General features: G+C 45.2%; 29 protein-coding genes and 1 CRISPR repeat array. Of the genes, 8 read left to right on the plus strand and 21 right to left on the minus strand.

Annotated features, from left to right (window positions below):
* Positions 1–323 precede the first annotated feature (323 nt).
* A complete protein-coding gene (locus H6G45_RS00615; RefSeq protein WP_190595597.1) occupies positions 324–650 on the plus strand; it encodes a hypothetical protein in 327 nt (108 codons plus the stop codon).
* 524 nt (positions 651–1174) lie between these two features.
* Here the strand turns inward: H6G45_RS00615 and H6G45_RS00620 are convergent.
* The 9 genes from H6G45_RS00620 to H6G45_RS00660 all read right to left on the minus strand — a co-directional run bounded on the left by H6G45_RS00620 (position 1175) and on the right by H6G45_RS00660 (position 8700).
* Positions 1175–1333 (minus strand): hypothetical protein, encoded by a 159-nt coding sequence (locus tag H6G45_RS00620; RefSeq protein WP_190595599.1) that lies wholly within the window; start codon positions 1331–1333, stop codon positions 1175–1177.
* 116 nt (positions 1334–1449) lie between these two features.
* The gene (locus H6G45_RS00625; protein ID WP_190595601.1) at positions 1450–3162 is read right to left on the minus strand and encodes a restriction endonuclease subunit S; all 1713 of its coding nucleotides are present in this window, start codon (positions 3160–3162) and stop codon (positions 1450–1452) included.
* Between the two features lie 15 nt (positions 3163–3177).
* Positions 3178–3465, minus strand: a complete 288-nt coding sequence (locus H6G45_RS00630; RefSeq protein ID WP_190595602.1) for a type II toxin-antitoxin system mRNA interferase toxin, RelE/StbE family — start codon at positions 3463–3465, stop codon at positions 3178–3180.
* Complete coding sequence (locus H6G45_RS00635) at positions 3462–3734, minus strand: hypothetical protein (RefSeq protein WP_206754983.1); 273 nt, start codon at positions 3732–3734, stop codon at positions 3462–3464. Before H6G45_RS00635 ends, H6G45_RS00630 begins: the two co-directional genes overlap by 4 nt.
* 114 nt (positions 3735–3848) lie before the next feature.
* Positions 3849–4142, minus strand: a complete 294-nt coding sequence (locus tag H6G45_RS00640) for a nucleotidyltransferase family protein (protein ID WP_199309496.1) — start codon at positions 4140–4142, stop codon at positions 3849–3851.
* 58 nt (positions 4143–4200) lie between these two features.
* Entirely contained in the window at positions 4201–4551 is a 351-nt protein-coding gene (locus tag H6G45_RS00645) for a type II toxin-antitoxin system PemK/MazF family toxin (RefSeq protein WP_190595606.1), read from the minus strand.
* The gene (locus H6G45_RS00650; RefSeq protein ID WP_190595609.1) at positions 4548–4799 is read right to left on the minus strand and encodes an AbrB/MazE/SpoVT family DNA-binding domain-containing protein; all 252 of its coding nucleotides are present in this window, start codon (positions 4797–4799) and stop codon (positions 4548–4550) included. The genes H6G45_RS00645 and H6G45_RS00650 overlap by 4 nt, the downstream gene beginning before the upstream one ends.
* A gap of 39 nt (positions 4800–4838) precedes the next feature.
* Positions 4839–6281 carry a class I SAM-dependent DNA methyltransferase gene (locus tag H6G45_RS00655; protein WP_190595610.1) on the minus strand — a complete coding sequence of 481 codons (1443 nt, stop codon included), beginning with the start codon at positions 6279–6281 and terminating at the stop codon, positions 4839–4841.
* Between the two features lie 46 nt (positions 6282–6327).
* The gene (locus H6G45_RS00660; RefSeq protein ID WP_190595613.1) at positions 6328–8700 is read right to left on the minus strand and encodes a DEAD/DEAH box helicase family protein; all 2373 of its coding nucleotides are present in this window, start codon (positions 8698–8700) and stop codon (positions 6328–6330) included.
* A gap of 246 nt (positions 8701–8946) precedes the next feature.
* Here H6G45_RS00660 and H6G45_RS00665 point away from each other — a divergent pair, with 246 nt between their 5' ends.
* The gene (locus H6G45_RS00665; RefSeq protein ID WP_190595615.1) at positions 8947–9549 is read left to right on the plus strand and encodes a ParA family protein; all 603 of its coding nucleotides are present in this window, start codon (positions 8947–8949) and stop codon (positions 9547–9549) included.
* Positions 9539–9808, plus strand: coding sequence for a hypothetical protein (locus H6G45_RS00670; protein ID WP_190595617.1), 270 nt, complete (start codon positions 9539–9541; stop codon positions 9806–9808). Before H6G45_RS00665 ends, H6G45_RS00670 begins: the two co-directional genes overlap by 11 nt.
* A gap of 195 nt (positions 9809–10003) precedes the next feature.
* Here the strand turns inward: H6G45_RS00670 and H6G45_RS00675 are convergent, their stop codons facing one another.
* The 5 genes from H6G45_RS00675 to H6G45_RS19750 all read right to left on the minus strand — a co-directional run bounded on the left by H6G45_RS00675 (position 10004) and on the right by H6G45_RS19750 (position 12144).
* Complete coding sequence (locus tag H6G45_RS00675) at positions 10004–10207, minus strand: hypothetical protein (RefSeq protein WP_190595619.1); 204 nt, start codon at positions 10205–10207, stop codon at positions 10004–10006.
* Positions 10208–10409: 202 nt separating this feature from the next.
* Positions 10410–11114 (minus strand): hypothetical protein, encoded by a 705-nt coding sequence (locus H6G45_RS00680; protein WP_190595621.1) that lies wholly within the window; start codon positions 11112–11114, stop codon positions 10410–10412.
* A 50-nt stretch (positions 11115–11164) separates the two neighbouring features.
* Positions 11165–11383: a hypothetical protein gene (locus tag H6G45_RS00685; protein ID WP_190595623.1), complete on the minus strand. Its 219-nt coding sequence runs from the start codon at positions 11381–11383 to the stop codon at positions 11165–11167.
* Between the two features lie 324 nt (positions 11384–11707).
* Positions 11708–11923, minus strand: a complete 216-nt coding sequence (locus H6G45_RS00695; RefSeq protein WP_190595627.1) for a hypothetical protein — start codon at positions 11921–11923, stop codon at positions 11708–11710.
* Between the two features lie 98 nt (positions 11924–12021).
* A complete protein-coding gene (locus tag H6G45_RS19750; RefSeq protein ID WP_277922695.1) occupies positions 12022–12144 on the minus strand; it encodes a hypothetical protein in 123 nt (40 codons plus the stop codon).
* 153 nt (positions 12145–12297) lie between these two features.
* Here H6G45_RS19750 and H6G45_RS00700 point away from each other — a divergent pair, with 153 nt between their 5' ends.
* Entirely contained in the window at positions 12298–12540 is a 243-nt protein-coding gene (locus tag H6G45_RS00700; protein WP_190595629.1) for a hypothetical protein, read from the plus strand.
* Positions 12541–12572: 32 nt separating this feature from the next.
* Positions 12573–12803 (plus strand): hypothetical protein, encoded by a 231-nt coding sequence (locus tag H6G45_RS00705; RefSeq protein ID WP_190595630.1) that lies wholly within the window; start codon positions 12573–12575, stop codon positions 12801–12803.
* A 1203-nt stretch (positions 12804–14006) separates the two neighbouring features.
* Here the strand turns inward: H6G45_RS00705 and H6G45_RS00710 are convergent.
* The 4 genes from H6G45_RS00710 to H6G45_RS00725 all read right to left on the minus strand — a co-directional run bounded on the left by H6G45_RS00710 (position 14007) and on the right by H6G45_RS00725 (position 18361).
* A complete protein-coding gene (locus tag H6G45_RS00710) occupies positions 14007–14153 on the minus strand; it encodes a hypothetical protein (RefSeq protein WP_190595632.1) in 147 nt (48 codons plus the stop codon).
* A 184-nt stretch (positions 14154–14337) separates the two neighbouring features.
* A complete protein-coding gene (locus H6G45_RS00715; RefSeq protein WP_190595634.1) occupies positions 14338–15786 on the minus strand; it encodes a DEAD/DEAH box helicase in 1449 nt (482 codons plus the stop codon).
* Entirely contained in the window at positions 15779–17881 is a 2103-nt protein-coding gene (locus H6G45_RS00720) for a hypothetical protein (RefSeq protein ID WP_190595636.1), read from the minus strand. The genes H6G45_RS00715 and H6G45_RS00720 overlap by 8 nt, the downstream gene beginning before the upstream one ends.
* 309 nt (positions 17882–18190) lie before the next feature.
* Positions 18191–18361, minus strand: coding sequence for a hypothetical protein (locus tag H6G45_RS00725; RefSeq protein ID WP_190595638.1), 171 nt, complete (start codon positions 18359–18361; stop codon positions 18191–18193).
* An 871-nt stretch (positions 18362–19232) separates the two neighbouring features.
* Between H6G45_RS00725 and H6G45_RS00730 the strand changes: the two genes are divergently transcribed.
* Positions 19233–20045 carry a hypothetical protein gene (locus tag H6G45_RS00730; protein WP_190595640.1) on the plus strand — a complete coding sequence of 271 codons (813 nt, stop codon included), beginning with the start codon at positions 19233–19235 and terminating at the stop codon, positions 20043–20045.
* 160 nt (positions 20046–20205) lie between these two features.
* Here H6G45_RS00730 and H6G45_RS00735 read toward each other — a convergent pair whose 3' ends face one another.
* The 3 genes from H6G45_RS00735 to H6G45_RS00745 are packed head-to-tail and all read right to left on the minus strand — an operon-like array spanning position 20206 to position 23467.
* A complete protein-coding gene (locus tag H6G45_RS00735; protein ID WP_190595642.1) occupies positions 20206–23094 on the minus strand; it encodes a plasmid replication protein, CyRepA1 family in 2889 nt (962 codons plus the stop codon).
* Complete coding sequence (locus H6G45_RS00740) at positions 23094–23270, minus strand: hypothetical protein (RefSeq protein ID WP_190595645.1); 177 nt, start codon at positions 23268–23270, stop codon at positions 23094–23096. Before H6G45_RS00740 ends, H6G45_RS00735 begins: the two co-directional genes overlap by 1 nt.
* Positions 23267–23467 carry a hypothetical protein gene (locus tag H6G45_RS00745; protein WP_190595687.1) on the minus strand — a complete coding sequence of 67 codons (201 nt, stop codon included), beginning with the start codon at positions 23465–23467 and terminating at the stop codon, positions 23267–23269. The genes H6G45_RS00740 and H6G45_RS00745 overlap by 4 nt, the downstream gene beginning before the upstream one ends.
* Before the next feature lie 423 nt (positions 23468–23890).
* A CRISPR array of direct repeats spans positions 23891–24147; the repeat unit is 37 nt; unit sequence GTTTCAGTCCCGATCTCCGGGATTAGTTAAAGGAAAG.
* 219 nt (positions 24148–24366) lie between these two features.
* Between H6G45_RS00745 and H6G45_RS00750 the strand changes: the two genes are divergently transcribed.
* Both H6G45_RS00750 and H6G45_RS00755 read left to right on the plus strand, forming a co-directional pair.
* On the plus strand, positions 24367–25182 hold the full coding sequence (locus tag H6G45_RS00750) for an IS5 family transposase (RefSeq protein ID WP_190595648.1): 816 nt from the start codon (positions 24367–24369) through the stop codon (positions 25180–25182).
* A 485-nt stretch (positions 25183–25667) separates the two neighbouring features.
* On the plus strand, positions 25668–25841 hold the full coding sequence (locus tag H6G45_RS00755; protein WP_190595650.1) for a hypothetical protein: 174 nt from the start codon (positions 25668–25670) through the stop codon (positions 25839–25841).
* The last annotated feature ends 79 nt before the right edge of the window (positions 25842–25920 follow it).

Consider the following 25920-nt stretch of genomic DNA (forward strand, 5'->3'; position numbering starts at 1 on the left):
CGTCGCCTAGCCCAGTCCCCCACCAAGACAGAAACCCCCGCAATGGAACCAGTGGAAGTTTTAGATATTGTCCATAACCTGGCCGATAACTCCCCCCAAACGCTGGTAATTGCCCCGGTGGCCCCGATCGCCGGTGGGAATGAAAGGGACTGAGTGGGCCAGAACTAGGCGACAAACTAGGCATATCAGCCAATACAGTCAAAAGCTGGGGCAACCGCCATGGAAAAACCAAGGAAACCCACCCGGCGATCAGGGCTATTCCACCATGAAGATACAACAAAAAATCAAGGCTATGGTATCCAGTCAACTAAGAGGAAAATTAAATGCCAACCATTGAAACAGATTTAGGCAAAATTCTGGAAAAAATTGATGCCCGATTAGACCGTATGGAGCAAAAAATAGACTCCAATCAGGCTAAAACAGATGAAGCCCTTAATGGGTTGAAAGTCTCCCAGGCAGAAATCAAGGGAGACATCAAATCCACTGACGAAAAATTGTCAGGGCAAATCAACACCCTAGACGAAAAAGTTTCGGGCATTGGCAAGGGTTTGGAGAATCAGGAGTTCATTAACCAGGGAATACTCGTTGCTGTGATACTCTCCCTGTTTGCAGGGGCGGCTAATTTATTTAGCATCTTCCAAAATCCCTAAGCGATGTTGCCTAATTTCCCCGCCGTTGCTCTCCGTAAATCGGACAACCTATGGCGATCGCCATAGCAAACTGTGACACGGGAAAAATGTTTGCGACTTTTTGGTCAAGTTGACACAGTAAAGAGGTGTCGTTTTTTTATCTACAGGGAAATTAGTGCAGAGTACTAAAGTTTGATAGACCCCAATTTGAACTACAAATGTTAGTGCAAAAAAAAAACCCAAAATAGAGATCGTGGTAAGTGTCCTATCGCTGAAAGTACCGGAATTAAAAGATTCTTTTCAAAACCACAGCCTCGCCTTTATCGAGAACAGCCCTTTATTTCTTGAATTTTTTAACCGGGTTGATCGGAAACCCAGCGAGTTCAAGTAAACCACTAGATTTCACCATCCTCTACCAAGCTTTTGGCGGCGGCAACGCCTATAAAAATTTCTACACCTAGAAGTACCGGGCAATATTTATACCGCATTACTTTTTTATTCCTGGACAGTACCTTTTCTATGCCCCCTTCACTAGGGGAAGGAAATTAGGCGACAATGTTGCGGGCATAACTGGGCAATGGTAGCAGGGTTGGTCTAATTTTTCCTGCCGTTTCCTGTTCAATAAATCGTGAGATACCCCAGGATGGCGATCGCCCTAGGAAGTTGGCGTATACAATCCAGACATCAGTAGGGGGTGGAAGCATCGCAAATTTGGTAGTAAAGCCAATCCGTTTTTTAGCCCCGGCTTTGTTGAACAGCAAAAAATATATATCCGCCAGTCAAGGGTAACAATGAGAGTCAAAATAGTTGATACATGGAATCACACTCCTGCCATCACTGACTCTAACAACTGGGTTTGTTTTGAGGTCTTTTGGTCAATTTGGTTTTCAAGGCGATCGCACAGGGCCGTTAATGCGTCCACTTTGGCGACGATGCGATTTTGTTCGGGAAATGGAGGAAGGGGAATAGGGCAACTTCTCAATTGAGTTTTATTAATTGATGCCAAATTTGTTGTTTGTTTGGAAGCGCTTGCAAAATAAGTTCTAGCTGGTAGAGAGTTCAGATAAAGCTGCAACCAGAAAATATTTTGTTTTTGTAAGAATCTCCTAGCCTTAAAAACATGGTTTTGATGAATACAAGAGGATACTTCGCCATTCCAGATAGCTGTACGACCAACTTTATCCCAATCTCCTCCTTCAGTAATTAATAAATCATTTGGTAAAACTTCATATCTAGAAAAATCATTAATTGGTATTGGTAAGTATTTCATGATTTTTAGATCAAGATAGCCTCTTTGTACATTGGCAACCCTCAAATATGGAAACTCTTTCATGACTTGATCTTGATATTTTTTACCTTTTGAAATACCAGTGATAATATCAACAATATCCTCAAGTCTTGACCAAGACCAACTATTAGGTAAATCATAGGGAATTTCATCGGCTGTAATATCAGGTAAGGGCTTTTGCTTTTTAATTTTGCCCTCTTTAATTAATCGTTGTTTTTCCGCTTCAATTTCCTTTAATAATTCATTAGCAGGCTGATCGCCAGGATCTTGGGGGACGAGTTTACCCATTACTGCTAATTGCAAAATGGCTTGGCGGAGGCTAGTGACGTTTTCCTTAACGGCATACAAGTCGCCAAAGTTTTCCTTGATAAAATCCCAAGCCTGGCTAAAGGTTTCCTGATCCGATGCTTTTAACAGTTTTTCCCGTGCCGCTGTATGAATCAGGATGCGTTTTTGTTCCCGTTCTCGCTGGAGTTGCTCTAATTTGTCACATTGGGCCATCAGGCGATCGCACTTTTCGACAATGCGCTTTTGTTCGGCCAATGGTGGAAGGGGAAATAACCCTTCAAAAAAGTTGCCATCATTTATAGCAGGATAAGCAACGCCTTTCATCTGATCTTCAACAAATTCTATAAAATATGGAGATTTTAAAATATAGTAAATAAAACGGTTATAAATTTTTGAATATGGATGAAGAATTGCAAAGGCTGTACTTGCTATAGGCTCATCTTTATAATCTTGTTCAACTATCGCTATATTTAAAAGATAAGGTCTGACAGTAGAATAAATAACAGTACCTTTTTTGACTATTTTCCTAGCCCGGGAAGGAGCATCTTTAGCTTCTAAAATTTGAATTGAATCACTGATTAAGCCATTTTTATTATCAATAATTCCAACGTCAATATATGTGAAGTTTCTATCTGGTTTTTTCTGTCCCCAATCGTGACAGATATTCCTGATTTTTACCCATTCCCAATTCTCCGGCAAATCATAAGGAATTTCATCTGCTGTAATTTTTGGTAAGAGCTTTTGCTTTTTTATCTTTCCCGCCTTGATTAACATCTGCTTTTCCGCCTCAATTTCCTTTAATAACTCCCTTGCTGGTTGATCACTGGGATCTTGGGGCACTAACTTCCCCTGCATCGCCAAAGTGAGAATCAATTCCCGTAATCGCTTAATGCCATCGGGGGCAGAAAAAGCCGTTTCAAAATACCTATCTAGTAAAACATCAGCAGTAAAAATCATTAGAAAGTTTGAAAATTAATAAACATCATCATGGGAACCAACATTTAACAAAACAATTAATTCTTGTCCGGTATCCATGTCAATTTCAATCGTAAAAATAATACGGCAATCATAGCCACAAGAACAAGCCTTAAAACCCTCTAAATTACCTTTTAAACGATGGGTAGCTAAATTTGGAGCATAAACATCATTAGCCATTACTGATAATGATTCTTCAATTTGTCGTTCTAGGCGCTGATTTCCCTTAACAAATTTCCGCAATGACCGCTTAAAGCGAGATGTGATAACAATTTTTCGTTTCATTCTGGCTCTGCTAAAAAATTATGTAAATCGGCGATTGCCTCCTCTGCCGTCATGGGTTTTAATTGACCTGAACGAAACTCTACTAAACCTTCTTGACACTCTTGGGCTAATTGCTGGCGACGTTTGTCAGCTAACCGATGGGAGACAATATTCATTAATAATTCTTGCTGATCAATCGGTAAATCTTCTATGTTATCTAACAGTTTTTCAAACGTTAACATGGCTTTCACTCCTTGATTAAGATTAATTGTTTTTTTAGACAGTACCATTGAGCGGTAAAGACTTTGGCAGATTTTGAAGTATTGGAAAATTAGGAGTAAGCATAAAATAGGTTATTAATTTTGGGCAATTCCTGATTTCATCATAGCTTTAGTTCATAATTTCTAAAAGGCACAAATGACATCCTCTAAAACTGGATTTCTTAAATGTTCTCGCAAAGACTGTTCCATTCCTAGATCAACCTTGCATTGAAATAAATCTTCCAAAAAGTGTTGCACCTTGAGCAATTCAAACAAAGAAGGTGTTTCAAAAAAATCTACTAAGAAATCAAGGTCACTTTTTTCCGTTGCCTCATTTCTTGCCACTGAACCAAAAAGACGTAAAGATTTAACCCCCATTCTTTCCAATTCAGAACGATGGATGTTTAAAGAGTCAAGTACCGCTTCACGAGTAATCATTTTTACCTCTTAATTGAATTTAGAAAAACACATCAAAAAATCTATAAATCTTTGCTAGTTAATCAACAATCAACTTAAGAACACTGACAACCTGATCCACAAAAGAAGCCGCCATAATCTCCCCCGTATCGCGCCACCAACGTAAACTTAAATCCACCGTTCGCACCTGTTCAGCGATCACAGACCCCTTAATCCGATAATCGGCAGGAATCGGGATTAATGTCTGAATTTCTGGCTTCAGAGTACTGGTAATCGGAGAAACGATCACCAAGCCATTACGCGCCTGATTAAAAGCTGTATGACTCAACACTAAACAGGGTCTGGCTTCCCCCTGTTGTTCCCGTCCCTCTGTGGGGTTCAAATTTATGCGAATGACCGTTCCCCGCTCTGGAAAAGACTGATCGCTCATAATACCTCTTGCCCTTGGGGAGCACTAGCCACAAAATCCACCACATCATCAGGATAGGTAAAATCCGGGGGAATAGAGGCCAACAACGATGTCAGATTGGGGGGAGATGGCTTTTTCTGAATCATTAACCCCTGCTCTGTCTCCACCAAATCCACCACTGTCTGGTCATTTAATTCCCAACTGACGGCCAACTTATGGGGAATCCGTAGCCCTAGACTATTGCCCCATTTCCTTAACTCAACTTCCATCTTATCCCCTGCAATTATACAAAAGATAATTATATCAGATTAACCCAACGCCTGCACTAATTCCGATTTCAACAATCCTTGAATCTCCTCAACCTGTTGGGAAATTTCCAAAAATTCTGCCATCAAATCCGCTGGATCGCCATGATCAATAGTTTCTTGATGGGGATTTTTGCAATCTAAATTGTAATTACGGTTAATGATTTCCTGCACCGATACCGGCCAAGCATACTCATTTTGCTCTCGGTTATTCCACCAAGCCTTTTCCTGATCAAATTCCTGAATCGTTAGTGGCTTTGAGCGAGAGTAGGACTTATAGCCCGGTGGGTAGGGATGCTCAAAAAACCAAACAGTTTCCGTTGGCGTTCCCTTCTCAAAAAACAAAATATTGGTGGAAATGCTGGTGTAGGGACTAAATACTCCCTTCGGTAAACGGACAATGGTGTGGAGATTAAACCCCGCTAACAACTCCTGTTTCAGGGTTGTTTTTACCCCTTCCCCAAATAAAAAACCATCCGGCAAAACAACTCCGGCCCGTCCCCCCTCATTTTTGAGCAGGTGCATGATCAAACCCATAAATAAATCTGCCGTTTCCCTGGTGCGGTACTTAGTTGGAAAATTTTCCTCAATGCCATCTTCTTCCATACCCCCAAAGGGTGGATTTGTGATGATGAGATCTACTCGTTCTGCTGGCTTGTAATCTCGTAATGGCTTGGCCAAGGTATTGTCATGGCGGATATTGGTGGGCACATCAATCCCGTGCAACATCATATTGGTCATGGCCAGCATGTGGGGTAACGGCTTTTTCTCAATGCCATGCACTGTCGCCTGCAACAGGTTGCTATCGTCGGCGGTCTTCACCTGTTGCCGTAAATACTCGATCGCGCAGGTCAAAAAGCCCCCAGTTCCACAGGCTGGATCAAGTAACGATTCTCCCAATTGGGGGTTGAGAATATCCACCATAAATTGGGTGACTGCCCTAGGGGTGTAATATTCCCCTGCATTGCCCGCCGATTGCAGATCCGCCAGAATTTTCTCGTAAATATCGTTAAACAAATGGCGATCTTCCGAGGAATTGAAATCCACATCCTCCTCAATAACGTTAATCACTTGTCGCAACAACGTCCCCGACTTCATATAGTTGTAGGCATCTTCAAACACTGAGCCAATTACCTTGCCCTGATTGGATACCCCCGCCGCCGTCGCTAATCCTTTTAAAGTAGGAAATAGATCGTTATTGACAAACTCGATCAACTCCTCCCCGGTCATGCCCTCTTGATTCTTGGCCCAGCTTGACCAGCGGTACTTTACCGCCAGGGGGGACTGATAACCTGGCACTAAAAATTCCCACTCCTGCTCCTTATCATCAAAGATTTTCAGAAATAACAACCAAGTCAACTGGCTAATACGCTGGGCATCCCCATCAACCCCCGTATCCTTCCGCATGATGTCTTGAATGCTTTTAACCAGATTGCCAATTGCCATAGGGTATTGCTGTCGATAAAAAAAGATCAATAGGAAAGTTTATTGATTATGCGCTGTAAAGCTCCCTTTCCAAATCCTGTACTGCTTGCTGATAGCCTTTCATACCCCCAAAGGCTTTGACTAACTCCATGGCAGTTCCCATTTCCGTAAATGGGGTAATGTTGAGAATTTGTGGTTCCTCCACCGCCTCAATGCCCTCATCGGCATACTTATCCAGTAACGCCTCTAACACCCGTCGGGCCTGTTCTCCATACTTGGTAAAGTAATTGCGTTTCTTGACCTCCCTTGCCCTTTCCTGACGAGTTAGAGGGGGTTCATCCCAGACCACATGGCAGATTAAATCAAACGGGTCATAATCCTTGCCTACCTCCTCAGCTAGGGCTTCAAAAAAGACCCCCTCTTTTGCCAATTCCTCAATGATGGCCTGTTTCCTATCCGCCTCACCCCAACGTCGCAGAAACTCATCCAAGGATTGATAATCTTTGCTCAGGGTATTACGGGTGTAATCCTTGAGGGATTCCGTGATTAACTTCCCTTCCACGTCGTAATATTGCACCCGCTCTGAAGCCACACTGACTTTGACGTTATCGACTACATACTTAAACTTTGGCTCAGGAGGAGTCCCACCACCACCTGTATCTTCCCCTTCATCATCAGGCGGAATTTCGTCGTTATCTTCTGTTTCTTGATTCTGTTTTTCCTCATCTTCAGTAACCTCTGGTGGCACGATGGGGTCATCCTTGCCGGGTTCATAGACTTGTACCGGATCACCATCAAAGTCTGGGTCAGCAAATAATTTTGTGGCTTGTTTGAAGTCCATGATCGTAAACGATAACTTGCCGTAATCCTCATCAATGCGAGTTCCCCGCCCAATAATTTGCTTGAACTCCGTCATCGACTGAATGCGTTGATCCAGCACAATTAACTTACAAGTTTTAGCATCCACACCCGTGGTCATTAACTTAGATGTAGTGGCAATGACAGGATAAACACTTTCGGGGAAAATAAAATTATCTAATTCCGCTTTTCCTTCTTTGTTATCTCCAGTAATTCGCATCACATATTTATGATTTTCTGCCACTAAATCACTATTGGCATTGGCGATGGCTTGCCGCATCCTTTCCGCATGGTCAATATTTTCACAAAAAACAATTACCTTATCAAAACGATTGGTGGCTTTTAGGTATTCGGTAATTTTGGCAGCAACTAATTCCGTCCGCTTATTTAAAATTAAAACTTTCTCAAAGTCCCGCTGATTGTAAACTCGATCTTCAATTTCCTGTCCGTACTTGTCCTTCATTCCCTTAGTGGGTCGCCAACCAGACACATCTTTGTCAATGTCAATACGGATCACTTTATAGGGTGCTAAGAAGCCATCATTAATCCCTTGTCGCAGGGAATAGGTATAAATCGGCTCACCAAAATAATGGATATTAGAAATGATTTTTGTTTCTTTGGGAGTCGCAGTTAAGCCAATTTGGGTGGCACTGGAAAAATAGTCTAAAATACTGCGCCATGCGGAATCTTCAGCGGCACTGCCCCGGTGACATTCATCAATAACAATCAGGTCAAAAAAGCCCGGACTAAATTGTTTATAAATATTTCTCCCTTCCTCGTTACCGGTGACAGCTTGATAGAGACAAAGATAAATTTCATAGGACTTATCTGCTTGCCGCTTTTTAATTTTAGTCATGGCCGACCCAAAGGGCTTGAAGTCGTTGGTCATGGTCTGATCCACCAAGATGTTCCGATCCGCTAAAAAGAGAATCCGCTTTTTGGTTTTAGACTTCCATAACCGCCAAATAATCTGGAATGCAGTGAAGGTTTTGCCTGTACCTGTCGCCATCACCAATAGAATCCGATTCTGTCCTTTGGCGATCGCCTCAATGGTTTTATTGATGGCTAAAACTTGGTAGTACCGAGGGGTTTTCCCACTACCATCACTGTAATAATCCTGGGTAATAATTTTGGTTTGGTCTTCGCTTAGTCCACAATGGTCTGACCACCATTGCCAGAGAGTATCTGGGGAGGGCATTGCCTCAAATTCCAGTTCTCTCTCAATTACCCCATCGGTATTGATTTTGTTATGGAACAGGAGGCGATCTCCGTTGGAGCTAAATACAAACGGCACATCCAGCATTTCGGCATAACCCAATGCCTGTTGCATTCCGTCCCCCACCGTATGGTTATTATCCTTGGCTTCTAAAACGGCGATCGGGATGTTGGGCTTATAAAACAGAACGTAATCTGCCCGCTTATTTTTTCCTCTGGTGTGGAGATGCCCTCGTACAATAATTCGGCCATCGGTAAGGGAAAACTCTTCTCTGATCTGCGTTTGAATATTCCAGCCGGCTTTTTCCAAGGCGGGCGTAATGAACTTGGTGCAAATATCCCTTTCTGAGAGAGACTTCTTTTCCATACTTCAGGAAAGATACATTAGATAAAGTATGGACTTGTACCGAAGTGTAATCAACACCATCTTAAAAAATCCTGATTTCTGGTAAGCCAGCAAACCAGAATCTTCAAATGGCGATCAGTGACCAAGACACAAAAAAGATTCACTCAAAAACTTTTGAGGAACTTGGTATTGCTCTAGGTCGTCCAGAAAACCAGCCATCTGCAAAACCAGATTTAAGGACAACCAGAATCCAAGCCATAAAACCAGATGAAAATCATCACCATCACTGGCTACAAAGGCGGAGTAGGCAAAAGTACAACAGCAATTCACCTTGCAACCTATTTCAGCGAGTTCTATCAGACTGTATTAGTGGACGGCGATCCCAATCGCACCTCATTGAACTGGGCAGAAAGAGGGAATCTACCTTTTGTTGTTGCTGATGAGCGCCAAGCCATGAAGCAAATCTCTGGCGCTGAATTTATTGTTATTGATACCCCTGCCCGACCTAATTCCGATGACCTCAAAGAATTAGCCAAGGGCTGTGATTTACTGGTGCTACCTACCGCTCCTGATATTTTGAGCCTCCAGCCCATGTTAGAAACAGCCCAGGACGTAGGGGAAGCCAACTATCGAGCCTTAATCACCATTGCTTTACCGCCCCCTAATAGAGACGGAGAAATAATGAAGCAGGATTTACAGGAGGGGGGAATTCCGGTTTTTAAAACCATTATCCGCCGCACGGTGGGTTATCAAAAAGCGGCCCTTGAAGGCAAACCCATTCGAGACTTAAGTGATTCTCGTTTGCGAGGCGCATGGCAAGACTACAAACAACTTGGTAAAGAAATAAAGGAGGCCCTCAATGTCCGGTAAATTTGGCGAGATTATTCAGAAAGCCAGAAAGGAGGAAAACCAGATTCAAGATGATCCCTATACCGTCTGGAACAAAGAACAATCTGTAAAACCAGATGGCCAGAAACCCAGTGAGCCAGAAGTTAATCTCTGCGTAAAAGTGCCAAAGTCACTCCGTCAACATTGGGCGGCGGAAGCAAAGCGGTCAGATATAACGATGACATCTGTCATTGTGGAGGCATTAACCCAGAAATTTGGTTTACCAGATAACCAGAAATAACACCCAGAAAATTTACTGCTCTAGGTTATCGACAAAAGGTAATCGCCGTTCCACTCTATGAAGTTAGGGATGGAAAAACTAAAACGTCGGCAACTTTTACGTCAAGTTGACACAGTTCATACGTTTTTAATAATCCACATCGAGGTGGACATGTAATCCGTGTAATCTTTTTCCCGTATGGTTTAGGGTTAGTCTTCAGATGTATTTTGAAACCAACTCAGAGCTTGAATATTCTTCATCTAAACCGGTGCCGTTGGGGAAAAATTCAGCAATCAAACCGGGCGGGGCGGGTAGCAGTTCCGGCAGATAGCCAAGTTCCCCAATGAATCCAGGGCGGTGGCAATCTGGCTTGTGTAACCGGCACCATTCCCCGTCATCGTCAATCGAAGCTAACTTCATCAGGCGATCGTGTCAGGTTCCACCACCCAATCACCAGGCTTAAACCTTCGAGAACTAAGGGCAGATTCTGACTCCACCGCATTCGGAAATACCTTCGGACAGTTAATGATTCGAGACCCTGGGTCAACCAGTACAATGATGTACTGGTTAGCCTCCCTCTATGCTTTTGGGACATTTTTGGGAGAGGGTGGCGATCGCCGGGTTAAGAATAGCGGCGGATTTTTACGGCAAAATGTAACCCGTCTGGCTCTGGTTCATAATCACTGGGGAATTCATCAAGCCAAAGCGAGAACTCGGTTAGGTGGTAGCAAATTTCTTTGCTAACGGTTAGCCGGTCAGAGGTGCCGGTTTCACGGGCTAAATAAACTGGGGTTTCCCGCCCGCCACATAACATGGCATGGTCAAAATGTCTGACATCAATGCGAATATCAGCCAGAGTCACAGGAACTTCTACTTCCCCTTCCTCCTCGTAATCAATCCGATATAAATCCCCGTACAAATGGTGGCGGGTGACAAATTCTAAAAATTTCTCTGCTGTATGCCATTTCCACCGGCTTAACACCGCTCGGTCTTGGGGCATTAGTTGGAGGTCAGAATGGGTAATGGGGAAGCGTACCTTTTCCCCCTTCCAGTCAAGTTCATCCCATAAAACAGAGCTGATATTGTTAGCCTTTTGATAGGCTAATATTTGGTCTTGGTATTCCCAAACCCGAGCCATGGCCGCAATACCGGCCCCGCCTTTACCACCCATTGAACAAAGAAATTTGGCTAACTGTGGGGCATCAGGGTCGCTTAAGGTGTCGGCTTCGATTTGCTTACCGATAACATCATCACCAGGGAAACCCCCGATGATGGCATTAGTACGGTAATCATGAATTAATTGAGTTAGTTGCTTAGCGGATTCCATGGCGGCGCAATAAATAATCTTGGACTTTCAGAAGTGGGTGCTGATCGCCGTTAGCAATAATGGCGGCAATTATCAATCAAGGAACGCGCATCAGCCAGAAGGGTTAAAGCAGCTTCCAAGCTGGAACCTATTGCTGATTCTGTTTCCCCGTCAAGGTGGCATTGAGTAGCATCCTTGGCCAGGTGAACAATGCCATAGGCTTGGTCAACTTTTGTCCAGAGTTCAGCGGCGATCTGTTCTGGCAAGTTGATCAGGGTGGTATTTTCCATTGGGGCAATTTCCTCGGTAGTTAGTGATTAATCCCCCTGGGGAGGTGGAAAGTGGCGATCGCCGTTCGATCAAGATCTCGGATTAATGGAAATAATTTCATGTTGATTTCCAAGTAGTAGCAATTGAGCAAGTTTGATTTTTTTGGATGGGGGCAAGCTGGCAATCCAGTTATGAGAGGCCAATTCAGTAGCAGTAAATCCGGCGGGGGCTTCGATGGTGTTCATGTGATTAAATTTCCTTTAGATGTTAGAGCGGGGGGATAATCCCCCATTTTTTCGGGTAACAGTTTTTTGGTGGGGAGAATGTTAGCCCCCCTGGTAGCCCTAGGCTGTGGCCATGGTGGCAGGTTCCAATCCTCCTAGGGCTTGAATTAATTGGGATTTGGTCATGGACTTAACTTTTTTCACCCCCGCTTGACTGGCCAATTTGTACAGGGCACGGACTCCCAGAGTGGAAAGGTTAGTAGCAGGGGCAGTGGTACCGATCGCCGTCTTGGTGGCTTCCTCTTTGATTAAAACGATACAAGCTAGATTTTCCATTTTGATTAACTCCGTAGGTGTGACGATCAGGCGGTGAAGGGATGCCCCGGTAAATGTATCCAGTGGGTAGTTTTACGCCCTGCCCAGGGCTACGGAAACTAGAGCAGTTGATATTTGCTCAGAGCGGCGGCGGCGATCACCTTAGCTTTTTCCCATTGGGCTACCGCATCTTTGGCAGCGGGGGCTTCTAATGGTTGCCTCTCCCTTGCTTTATGCAACAAGTATATCGCATGGTTTCACATGATAGCAACAGGACAACGATTAAACTTTTGTCGCAAAACTAGCGCATGGTATCAGGTAATACTATCAATCGGTATCAGTAGATAGAAAAAGGTTAGGATGTAGAAGCTAGCAATAAATAACAGGTGATACCCGTGAGTATTTCTGCATACGGCAATAAGCAGGTTAACGTCCGCATGGATGACGTTCTGGTGGACAAAATCAAAGCGGCGGCCGAGGCTAATGGCATCGGTGTCCAGGACTGGATTAGAAACGCTTGCCGATCTGCCTTGGGTGAATCCATCCCCGGTGCTATTGGCCGGTCTGAGTTTGAGACGGCGATCTCCAATTTGGCCAGGGAAGTGGAAGATTTAAAAAAGCTCGAAGCCGTCGCCTAGTCCAGTCCCTCACCAAGCCGGAAACCCCCGCAGTGGAACCGGTGGAAGTGGTGGCCCTGATCGCCGTTGGGAAAGAGGAAGGGTTAACCAGTGTTGCCCTAGGGGATAGGCTAGGAATTCATGAACGGACGGTTCAGAAGTGGGGCAAGAAATTGGGCAACACTCCACCGGAATACAGACCCAAGGGAAGCCAAGAGGCGATCGTCGTGCCACCGTGGGAATTTAGGAACGGGCTATGGTATCCAGTCAACGAGGAAAATTAAGTTTGGATTTTTCCCAAATCCCTAGGCATAGTGCTAATGGTTAACCCATTTCAAATGCTTAAACTGCGGGGGGGTAGGTAGTATCACGACCCCTTTCTTGCTTACCATCATCGTCCGTTTTTGACATAGCAGACTGTGACACGGGAAAAATGTTTGCGACTTTTTGGTCAAGTTGACACAGTAAAGAGGTATTGTTTTCTTGTCTACGGGGAAATTAATTCAGGGCAGGAAAATTAGATAGACCCCAGTTTGAACTACAAATGTTAGTGCAAAAAAAAAAGACCCAAAATAGAGATCGTGGTAAGTGTCCTATCGCTGAAAGTACCGGAATTAAAAGATTCTTTTCAAAACCACAGCCTCGCCTTTATCGAGAACAGCCCTTAATTTTTAGAATTTTTTAACCGGGTTGATCGGAAACCCAGCGAGTTCAAGTAAACCACTAAATTTAAAACACTATATTTCACCGTTCCCTACCAAGCTTTTGGCAGCGGCAACGCCTAATCATTTTCTGAGTTCTCTTCATTGGCGATCGCTGTTGGGAACAGTAGGAAGTTTTCGGAATTGTTGAACCGGGTTAGTCGGTGTTCGGCAAAAGCTGCCTAAACTGACCGTAGCCCTTGACAGTAAAGGGTTTGAGGTGTTCGGCTTCCATGCCCTTTTATCCCATCAAAGGGTGTTACCTCTGCCAGGCGGAGGAATAAGACAAAGGGGGTCTGCCTGATGTATCCCCTTTGAGAATTATTGGGTCGGTCTGACCGACGTAATGTGACTTAGACAATGGCGGTGGCAATGACTAATAGATTTCCAGGGCTAGGCAAAAAAAGCAGTAAATTAAAGCCCCGAACACTTGGCTCAGTTCCCCACCATCCTATGTGCAACGGTTGAAAGGTTTGGGACATATCAAAATCCCTTAAACTTCCAGAGCTCCCACAGGGTAAGGCTTTTAAATAATTTCGCCACAGGAAAAAATGGGCAACGATCCCACCGTTTTTTAAGCTAATTCTCCCAAATTCAAAACAAAACTATTAAACCGGCACAACGGCGATCGCTTCCTCCAATGGCTAAAACTCGCACAGGGTAAGGATTCCTTTATATCAAATAATATTGATAGATTAAAGCACAGATAACTGTCTGTCCCACCACCACCGCCCATAAAAATTTCCGTATCTAGGGATAGAAAGGGCAACCCTGATGGGCTTTACTTTAATCCCTACGGAGTGCCTTTTCTGTACTGTCCACTAGGGCAAGGGCTTCCTCTGGGCTTCGGACAACGTGGATAGTCCACCCCATGGCGATCGCCTTTTCCTGTGCAGTGGTGAGGCGGTCACGGTTGATGGTTCTTAACTTCAATCAGAACGGTTTCCCCCTTGGGGTTCAATGCGATTAGGTCGGGGCAACCTTGTCCAACTGTGGAAAGGTCAAATATCAAGCAACCCTTTTTCCTCAGTATGCGGACTATCTCGGCTTGATTATGTTCTGTCCTTGGTCGATAACGCATGGTGTCAGGTGCTAGGAGTGTTGTGCTTTGGGCAAATTAGGGGGCAATATTGCGGGCATAGCTGGGCAATGGTGGCGGAGTTGCTTTGGTTTCCCCGGCGGTTTCCTGTTCAATAAATCGGCTAATTCCCCAGGTAGGCGATCGCCCAAGGAAATTGGCGTAGGCAATCCAGACATCAGCAGGGGGGCAAGCTTCCACCACTTGGTAATAAAGCCATCCCACTTTGTAGCCCCGGCTTTGTTGAACGGCTAGGATGTTTCCCCACCATTCCCCCCAAGGGCTTTCCAATTCCTCCACTTCCACCAATTGGGCGGGCTGTTCTTCTATTTCGGTTGGCTCTACTTCGACTATTTCCCCATCAGGTTTTCTTTCCAACCGGCGATCGCCATCAAGATTTTCCACTCCTTCCAATGTCCATATCCGTTTCCGGGTGGGCAATCCGTGGATCATGTGGTTCTTTGTATGGTCAAGCAATATTGCAAAATCTTTCCCAGGTGCGGGCCTTAATGCCCTTCCCGCCATTTGAAGCCACAGCCCAAGGGATTTAGTGGGGCGGGCAATCTGCACGGCTTCCAGTGCCGGAATATCCAAACCTTCCCCAAATAGTCCGCAGTTGCTAATTACTTTGATTTCCCCCTCAGCAAACCGGGCTAAGGCTTCCTTCCTCACATCTGAGGGAGTTTCCCCATCAAGGTGAATTGCGGAAATACCAGCGGCGTTATAGCGGGCGGCGATCGCCATGGAGTAAGCTACGCTGATGGCAAAGACCAAGCAACGGCGATCGGGGCAATGGTGCCGATATGCTTTCACCAAATCACCGGATAACTTAACCACGTTGTTTGCTTTGGCTAATCCAGCGGCGGAAAAATCCCCGGCAACCGTGCGGACTCCCTTGGTTTCCATCGGCTTGGCACCGAATAACTTAAACCTGGACAGGTGCCCCAGCTCTATTAATTCCTTCACCGTTGGGCCACATACCAGGCCATCAAACAAGTCACGGAACCCACTGCCATCGGTTCTAATTGGTGTCGCAGTTACCCCCAACTGATAGGAACCGGGGTAAGCCTCCAAGATTTTCCTGTAGGTCTTGGCGGTGGAGTGGTGGGCTTCATCCGTAACAATCAACCCAAAGTCTGGCCAATCCCTTAACCTCCTAATCAAGCTTTGAACGCTGGCAACCTGGATAGGGAAAAGCGGGTTAGGGGCATAACCGGCCTTGATAATCCCTACTGGCTTCCCTGTTACCGTTTCCAATTTGGCGGCGGCTTGGGTAATCAATTCCTCACGGTGGGCCAGGACTAGAACCCGATCGCCGTGCCGGGCAAATTCTTGGGCAATGGCGGAAAAAATAACCGTCTTTCCTCCCCCGGTTGGTAACTGGGCCATAACCCTGGGGGCTGACTTCCACTGCTCAAAGATTCCTTGAAGTAAGCTTTCCTGGTAATCCCTAAGTTGAATTGTTGCGGCGGCGGTTTGCTTAACCATGGGCAGTTCCTCCATTGGATTGGTGGCCTCGATCGCCGTTCGGAAAATATTCAGCCATCAATTCAGGCGGGGCGGGTAGCAGTTCCGGCAGATAGGCAAGCTCCCCAATCAACCCAGGGCGGTGGCAATCTGGCTTATGCAATCGGCACCATTCCCCATCGGCATCAATCGAAGCTAACTTCATCAGGCGGTCACGGCGATCGGGTCTATCCGGTTCAATCACCCAGTCCCCCGGCTTTAGGTTTGGATCATCGGCGATCGAAACCACCACCGGGCGGTTAATGATTCGAGTTCCTGGTTTAACTGATGGCTGGAATTGCCTCTGGGCTTGACTTTCGGAGTTATGCACAATCACTAATCTGGGCTTTATTGGTACAGTATTTTGTATTGAAAATGCGTCTAACTCCCTCCCTGTATGGGATTGGGGTATTTTGGTTTTAGTTGAGGCGCAAGAAATTGGTACAGCCGGTGGAAGTCTTTCTGCAGAGGACTCTCTACCCAGCAGGCGAAGCATAAAAAGTTCGTTATCAGGGCAAGTAAGGGAAGGAGAAAGGCAACTCAACGTTTTTGTCGGGGGGTGTGGGGCTACTGACTCCATCCTTTGCTGGGCTTGGTGTTGGGCTTCTTCCGTAATAGGTGGGCGATTGCCATGGGGTACAGGGTCAAATCGGGGGTGCCATAGCTCCAGATATTCCGGCTTCCATAGGGTGCTTTTGGATATTCCAATCAATTGGGTTAATAAGGCTTCCCGTTTCTTCACGCCATTGGGAAGCTTGCCGCCAAGTTTGAGGTCTTCTATTGCCTCGATTAGCCTTTCCATGGCCGCTTGCTTCCGTTCATCGTTGCTAGGGCCAGTGGGCTTGTTTTTTTTCTTCGGTTCATAGGCGTAATATTTCCTTTCGGCACAGTGGGCCCAACGGCTAGCCCAGGCTTCTATCTCCCCTTGGTGTCTGCAATGTTTGGAATAGTCCGGGGTGCCGATCGCCGTTTGGACAATGTAATTAACTAAGTGATCCCCGGTCAGTCTTTCAAATACCACTCCATAGCGGGCAATGATTCCTAACCGGGTGTTGCTGTCGTGAGGTTCCCAGGGTTGGGCAATGGCTTGGGCATCCTGTAACTTCCATTGCCTTGCTTTTTTGTTGTGGGGGACAAATCCGTTGGGCTTGGCAAAGGGGTTGTAATTGGCTCTGGCTTCCGTGCAGGCTTCCAACAGCAAGTCAATGTCACAGGCGGCCGCCGATTCTTCCAGGCGGTCTAGGAATACTTCTAGGCTTTGGCTATAGGGAGCAAAATCATCATCAAGTAGGGCACTGCCTGAACCGGGCTGTAGTGGCAACCTAGCCCCGTTATACTTGGTGATTTCCCCCTTAGTCCAACCCTTGCGATTAGGGAATATCTCTAAATTGCCGGGGCTGATGTCAAAGCCAAAGCGGGCTAAAACTTCAGGTACAGCACAGCCCAGGGCAAATGTGGGCAGATTCTGAGGGAATGCAAAATACAGGTGCCAACCGCCGCTATAGCTTGACTGGATTAAAACTTGCTCCCCAATGCCAATAGATTCCAAGGCCTCACGCATTGCCCGTAAATCGGCTTCATTGTGATATTCCCCGGTGGCATCAATGTCCAGAAGCCCAACGGTGGTTTCTTTGCCAAACCGTAAGCCGATCGCCGTGGTGGGGTCTTTCCATAACTCCCAAATTTTGGCGGTGCTGATGCGGTGCTGTAATGTTTTCCATCCTTCCCCGTTGTTAACAATGGCATAGCTCCCAAAGTTGAAATACTGGGTAAACCTTTCCCCCAAGGGGTCTAGCTTGATGGGCTTCTCTACTTCCCAGGGCTGGGGTTTAGTCTTAGGCTTGATGGCCACTGCAAAATAGTTGCCACCCTCAACCATTACCCGGAAACCACCTTGGCAGAAATGCAACTTGGCTTCTTTCCCTGCCCATTTCCTGATAGGAATACATTCCAGGTGTCCATTAATCTTGACCATCAACCCTTCTCGATTGCTGGCAACTACGCCCCTGGGCTGGTGCCGATCCCCTAGCATCCTTTTGGCTAATCCCATTGCCACCCCCTGCCATCGGATGGCCACGGATGGCAATCGGCTATACCCAGAGCAAGAAATTTTGCCCGCGGGCATAACCAAATCAGCAGGGCTGTAACCCAGATAAATAGCCGGGTTGGTAGCTGTACAATGAGGGAAAACCCGTTGCCCAGGATTAAAGTTTTTTGACCGGCCCTATTGCCGACATCCCTGGTAATTGCTAAAAATTGCATAGGACAAGGCCCCCTCCCCGCCGGATGGTTAGCCTTTTATTCGATTTGTTCGATTTGTTTGTTAACCCCAAGCACTCTCGCCGACCAAAGTTCGAGTGCTTGGGGTTTCCCTTTTTAAATTGTTTCAAGCAAACTTCCTATCCTCTTGACTAAGTCGTTTGATTTCATTGGCAATGGCCCAACGGATAGGCCGGGATCTGCTTTCGTCATTGAACCAAGCCGCTTCATCAGCTTGAGAACGTAATACCCCGCCCCGGCTGTAAATGTTAAAAAATTCTGATTTGGACTTTTCCATAGATTTCTGCCTGACTGCTTACCTATGTTGTATTTATACGCTTCCAAAAATCATACCTGACTTTTCTAAAGTCCCGATTGATTGAATCGAAAATATTGCCAAAATTTACAATTCTCCCTAACTAGAACATTAATTAGTAAAAAATTAAGTTTAGCGCGTAGAATAGTATCTAGTAATGATTATGAAAATATAAAGCCTAAAAAAGCTAAATATTATTAATATAAATAAATCTAAAGATTCTTGTTCATCATTTGTTATTAATGTTTGCTATAAGGCTATTAATAATTCTCAGAATAAATCATACAAAGTTAGTGAATTTGAGAAAATATACAAAGATTTTAAAGGGGCTTTTGAAACATAGCTTGAGACGGAAAGTAAGGCTCAGAAAAGAACAAGAGATTTTAATAATGAGTCTCGTCTCCATTCTATGAGTTGGCGCTATGGCAAACTAGAATATGGCCACAGAACTGGGGGAACTTATGGATGAACAAACACTAACCATAAACATGATAATTATTTCAATCGTGCAATGGCAGACTATTGAAATTGACCTATAAAATAAGACATTAACAACCTAAACTAACTCTACTAAATAATTAATCTGAGCCTCAAGCTTATGGGGTCGTCAAAAAGAATATTTACTTCACGAGAAAGAAGATTATAAATATAGTATAAATGTTTCTATTTATGATATAATTGTATTACGAGTCGAGAAGATATTACAGCGAGATAAGGCGCGTATCAGGGTTCTTGTCTCCGTCTCGTTACTAAGGCATTTACTTCTTTTTAATACCTCCTATCCTCTCCTTTGGGCGGGGTTAATTTCGCTGTTTTTTTCTCGACTGTTTATTGCCCATCGGAGCAGACAGTTATGGTTTACGTCGATCCTGTTCGAGCACAGAATATCAAGCAATTTTTATCGATGGTTTCTGTGCAAAAACTTCAACCCTACTATTTGTTTATTGAGGAGGATATTTTATCCGTTGATTTGGCTTTGCGGTCTTACCACGACTACACCTATAAGCAGTATTTTGCTCGTCCCAAGGAGGTGCGCTATCAAGAGTACTCTACTCGATTACTCACTTTCCTTAATCGGCGACACCATGCCCAGGCTGGTATCTTTATAATGCGGACAGCTTTGTTTGAGGGGGCTGTTACTGAACCTAGTTTATCTTTGTGGAATGCACTACAGCCCCATTGGTCGAGGATCATTACCGCTACTCCTGAATCTATTGGTTATTTTTTTGCCCCTTATTTAAAGTTTCTGGAGGAGTATTTCAGCTTACCGGAGGAGAAATATTCCCGGCAATTTCATGCCACTATCAGTTCTCATCTTTGCCATGTCCGCAATCAGATTGCTACTTATGCTGTTTTGGATGATGGATATGGTCACTGGAAGGAACGATATTCCCTTTGGCATAAGCTGTTGACTTACGATCAGGCTGAGGCGGATCACCTTGCTGCCCTTAATTATAAGGATTTCCTCCGCACTGATTATTGGCGGGTTGTGGCACGTAATTGTAGGTACAACGCCTGGTATAGATGTCAGTTTTGCGGCCTGAGGGATACTTTAGATGTTCATCATTTGAATTACGACTTCCGCGGGCAGGAGATTCTTTTTCCCCATACTATTATCTGTATCTGTCGTAATTGTCATGATCTCACCCATAAGTTGACTGATTAGATTCTGTCCCTACTTTGCACTATTTCCCCCACGGGAGATGGTGCTTTTTTTGCCCCTGTCCCTTGATTTAGGGCACTTTTTGGGGTTGTCAGGGGATGCTGTTAGGGCTAGAAGCTCAAATAGGCATCACATGGGTGAAAGGGAAGGAATAACCATTAACTCATGCCCCTATCCCCCTACATAATTCTTTTAAAGGGGAGGTGTGACAAGTGACACGGTTAGAATCCCGCTCGAACCACCTTTCCATAATGGCTAGGGCTGGATCGCCGGGGGGGGGATCTACCAAGGCATAAATCCGTTGCCGTCCTCCATTGATCCGGCATTGTTTCCTTGTCATTTTCAGACCCATTAATCCCAGTAATCTTTGGGCAACGGCGATGGGCGTATCCCCTTCGGGGTTGATGGATTGATTCAAGAAGGTCTTGATGTCATGGCGGAACTGGCAGATATGCTTAAACCAATCCCGTAGACTCTCGGAGGTATGGGCAGAGCCGTCCAGGAATTGCCCGATATTGATAATTTCCAGGGTTTTTACTTTGGCGCTATAGCAGGCGCTGTTAATGTCGGGGGTGAAGGCTTCCCCGGTTTGTTTGCTGAGCTTTTTGACCCGATGGTTATCCCGGTCAGCTAAAAATTCCCGCCCCATGGTCAAGTAATAGCGCAGCTGCAACTGACCATATAGCCCTTTGTCATCCTGGGTAACCAGTTCAGGGGTGATTTCATCGGTGAGGTACCGTTTGGAGATTGCCGTCTTTTGTTCTGACAATCGTTCTGGTTCACTTTTGGCCCGGGCTTTGGTGATGCGGTCAAATTCTAGATCATCGAGTAGGGGCGCAGCGGCTACCTTTTCACAGTGTTGCTGATAGTTGGCCTCAGTGTAGGCTTTCATTAACTCTCCTATGCTCTGCCCATCGTCGGGGGGGTCAGGGGAGATAATCGTATATCCTTCCCCTTCCAAGCGGCTGAGGATCACATCCCGATATTTTTTAAAGCCGTGGTTGTGAATGGCGGCATAGGTTGCCCAGGTGGCTAAGTGGCGGGGGGAATGGCCATCAAGGTTGGCGAGCGCTTCCGCTTGTCCCAATAGGAGGGAGTTGGCTTGAAAGAGTTTTTGCTGGGAGTTGATTAATATTTTCGGAATGGTGGAGCCGTTACCAATCCTTTGATTGGAATATTTTTTAACCCAGAGATGGCGGGGGATATCTTCCCGTACCCTGGCTAAGGATTGACAGACGGCTTCAGCGGTTTGACTGCCGGGGGCAAAACAGAAGACGCGGTGGAAATGCCCTTTAATATCAATACTGACCCCGGTTTCCAGGGTTGGACTAGCAATAACAATGTCGTAGAGGGGAAGGACGGTGTTCAGGTTGCCCATTACCCCATAGGCTGGATGTCCTGGTTCTGCTACGGATTCCGCATCAATCCGCAAAATCTTCAGTTCTGGGAATGCTCCTGATAAGGTTATCTCTAGGTTAATAGTTCCCCATTTACTGCTGACTTTTTGTGCTCCGGTGTGGATCATCAGGCGCTCGCCGTTTTGGATACATTCCAAGGCATCGGAGAATAAAGCCTCTGGTTTGTCATAAAGGAACGCTTTACGGACGTTGGCGGGGTTATATTTGTTGACCACTACCCAAGGGGCGGATTGGGTGGTTAATAGCCCATTTAGGTAATCGAGGCTGATGCGGGTTAGGTCGGCATCACTGAGGATGATTTGGCTGGCTCCATTGAGTAATTCGGTCAGGGTTTCCAGAATGGCGGGACGATTACGTTGACAGGTGCTGGAGTTGAGTAAATGCCAGATGACCTGCTCCGCTTCGTCCAAAATAACTAGGGCATCAGGGTAGCGGGCGGGGTTGAAGGCAGGCTTGGCATGGGGGTGCAGGGAATCAACACAGAGCACATAGCCATTGAAAGATTCGGCTCCAAATTCCAATTCCGACCGATAGGGCAATCCAAATCGCTTGGCTAATTCCTTGGCTAGTTGTTCCCGGTGGGTCAGGACAATGATGGGGATTCCCTCGGCGATCGCCTTCTCTACCCGTTGGGCGAGTATCTCGGTTTTTCCTGTCCCTTTGGCTGCTTTTATGCCCATTAATCGGGCGATGACCTCGGCCAAGATATCCGGCTCAAGGTAGCGGGAATTTACTGTCTGGGAGATGAGCGGGGTTAGGTCGGTAAATTCACTTAGTTTGTAGGCTTCGAGGCTTTGGCGGGTGAAATAAATGCGGTCTAGGCTGGTTTCTCCGTTGCCAATGATGACATCATCAATGCCCTTGGCTGATCCAGCCCAGGTCATTACGGTGACTTTGCATCCCTGGAATTCCATCAGGCGACCGGTGTTGGTAATCGCCTTCCTTACATTCTTGCGGGTGGTGGGTTTGTCGTCGTTGTCGAAACAGAAGACAAATTCCCGACCCCCTTGGCAAAATGCCTCAAGCTGGGGGATTAGCTGTTTGTGGACTAATTCAACCCCATCGCTGTCTTTGGAACGGTAACCAGCATAAATCCCTGGCAAACCCAGGGCGGCATACCCATGACTGAGTAAGGATGCGGTCTTTTTGGCTCCTTCGGTGATGACGATGGCAACGGAGTTATTTTTCACCCATTGCCAGAATGACTGGGCGATCTTCTCGTTGGGGATGTTCTCAAGGTCGGGGCAGTCTAATCCCCCTTTCTTGGCAATTTGTCGCCATTGATGCCGGGTGATTTTTAGGCAAAATGCTTCCGTCGAAGTCTTGGGGGGATGCTCATATTTGATGGGCTTTCCGTCTTTGGATAGTCGAGGGCGATCTGGTTTGAAACAGCCCCATTGAGAGTCTTCTAGGGTGATCGAATCTAAGCCTGAGCAATACCAGCCTCCTTCCTCAAGGTGACGGTATTGGTTCAGTATTCCCTGACTTAATCGTCCATCGTTGCGCCGAGGTAATTTGTCGCCATATAGCAACCATCCATGGGCGTTATCAAGGCTCTGGACGTTAGCCTCGATTATTTCAGGGGCGATTCCGCTATTTAACCATTCTTGCCAATGCTGGGGTCTCAGTTTCATTACTTCACCCCTCCCCATGCTTCAATGAACCCACGTTTGGTTATTTCATCCGGGTAATGGGTGGTGGGCAGTAATTTTCCGTCGGGAAAGGTCATGCCCAGGATTTGGTCATTTCCTATGGCGATCGCCTTAACTCTTGAAAATATTGCTTGAACGAGTAGAATAGAGTTAATCAAACGACACCCCCTTCCCTGAATTTTTTGGGAATGTGTCTTGACTGGATTTTGATAATCCCTCTTTTAGATAAATACCGATCGCCCGATTGGTGACTTTTAAAGACCTTGGAAACCCCCTCGCCGGCCAAAGCATCAGGGGTTTTCTTGGTTTTAGGTGTTTGTGTGGCGATCAGCGGCGCATTAAGCCGCTCGTTCATTTAATAAATCCTCTAAAAGTTTGCGGTCGGTGTATTCGCTTGCCAGTATTCCTTAAGATCTGTTGAAGTTCTTTAAAAAACTTAGATCTTGGTCGGCGAACTGAAGACATTTAGCTTGACGAGCTTTCTGACTCTAGCCATTACGAATAACAAAAACTGTCTTTCATCAAATGCTATCATCCCTAACCGGAATGATTGCAAGTTTTTTTGGATGCTCTTCGGTAAAATCAGTATCTAATGTCACGGCTAATGTCGTCTCCATCCTTGTTTAGGTCTCTTCGTATTTCTGCCGCGGGCTGGACGCCGTTTTAAGTTGTCCGGCAATTGGTCTTTTTGCTCTAACCTCTTTGGCTTGAGGTTGATAAATTATCCCAATTGCGGCTCATAACATCAACTGATGATTGTTAAAGTATTGGACATAAAAAGTTTCAGTCCCGATCTCCGGGATTAGTTAAAGGAAAGTTAGCTAGGTCTAACTCCTTGAGTTCCGCCTCCGCTAAGTTTCAGTCCCGATCTCCGGGATTAGTTAAAGGAAAGACGGTACAGTTGCCGGTACTATTCCATATTAGGTGTTTCAGTCCCGATCTCCGGGATTAGTTAAAGGAAAGTCAAAATCAGCTTGCAGGTTTGGTCGTCGGTTGAAGTTTCAGTCCCGATCTCCGGGATTAGTTAAAGGAAAGATATAAGGTTCTGCGTATAGAACCCATTTGGTGTCTTTTATAATGTAGGTGGAGAACCTGGACAATAAGCTAAAAACCTTGTTCAGTATAGGCTTTGGGGGATAGGATCTGGAATTTATTCAGGGGCAATACGTTGACCTGAATCTCATAATTGAGGGCGGATTTTCTGAGTCATCCCAAAAATCAATTGAGGAGAGAAGTTAAATGTACTGAAGTAGTATGTCAGATGAAGAGTGGTCAATAATAGAACCATTATTGCCAAAGAAAAAATTGACTTGCCCACCGAAATGGACAAAGCGACAGATTTTGGATGGTATTTTTTATCAACTTAAAAATGGATGTAATTGGGGAGATTTACCAAAAGACTTTCCTCCCTACTCAACAGTGTACTGGCATTATAAACAATGGCGAGGTCAGGGAATCATTCAAAAAATAATGGAAGAACTACACCGCAGATTACGACAACAAGAAAAAAACTTGTGGACAACTCTCATTATGATTGATTCTCAAGCCGTCAAAAATACATGTAATGCAAGTATTGGGACAAAAGGGTTTTGTTTTTATAAGTGCACCAATGGAATTAAGCGCCATCTAGCAACTGATAGCCTTGGCTTTCCCTTTTTTGCTCATTGTACTCCAGCCAATGTATCTGATGATCAAGGACTAATTGACTTGTTAACTCTTAATATTGATTATTTTAAGTCTAAACCTTTAGAGATTCCTAAGACAACCATTCTTTTAGACAATGGTTACCATCCTGATCAAATCGAAAAGAAGTTGATTAAAGTCTATCCAGAGATAATGACCAAAATTCAGTTTGAACTCTCCCCAAAACCGTCTAAAGCAGAAAAAGCTGAGAAGAATTTATCGGGATTTGTGCCAGTAAAAACTCGATGGGTGATCGAAAGAAGTAATGCTTGGATGGAACGTTGTAAATCTTTAGTTAAAAACTTTGAGCGTACTTTAGAGAACTCCACCAGCAAAATTTATCTTTGTTTTTTGCGCCTTTTATTACGACGATTGGCTGTATCTTAAGATGCCAAATGGGTTCTATATGGGCGCATCCTCTTTTTTAGGTGCTATCAGGAAATTAACATTGGCACCGTTTATCTAACGTGTTTCCCGCTTAGTTTTACTGTCGAACTCACGTTACTGTAGGTTATCAACAGAAGGTCATCGCCGTGCCACCTTGGAAATTTAGGGATTAGGGATGACAAAATTAAAATGTTGGCAACTTTTATGTCAAGTTGACACAGTAAAGGGCTGTCGTTTTCTCATCGACGGAGAAATTAACGTATGGTACGAAGATTCGATACATTCCCAATTGAACCATAAATATTAGTTCAATTAAAAAAAACCCAAAATAGAGATCAGAGTAAGTTTCCTATCGCTGAAAGTATTGTAAATAAAGGATTCTGTTGAAAAACACGGCCTCGCTTTTCCCGAGAACAGCCCTTAATTTTTAGAATTTCTTAACCGGGTTGATCGGAAATCCAGTGAGTTCAGATAAATCACTAATTTTGACCATCCCCCACCAAGCTATTGGCGGCGAAGTACCTGGCAATATCTATACCGCATTACACCGCATTACTTTTTTATCCCTGGACAAGTACCTTGTCTATGCCCGCTTCACTAGGGCAAGGAAATTAGGCGACAATGTTGCAGACATAGCTGGACAATGGTGGCGGGGTTAGTCTAGTTTCCTACCCAATAAATGGACTAATTCCCCAGGATGGCGATCGCCCTAGGAAATTAGCGTAGGCAATCCAAACA

The organism is Synechocystis sp. FACHB-383, from assembly GCF_014698605.1.
In the GTDB taxonomy this organism is placed as follows: Bacteria; Cyanobacteriota; Cyanobacteriia; order Cyanobacteriales; family Microcystaceae; genus Synechocystis; species Synechocystis salina.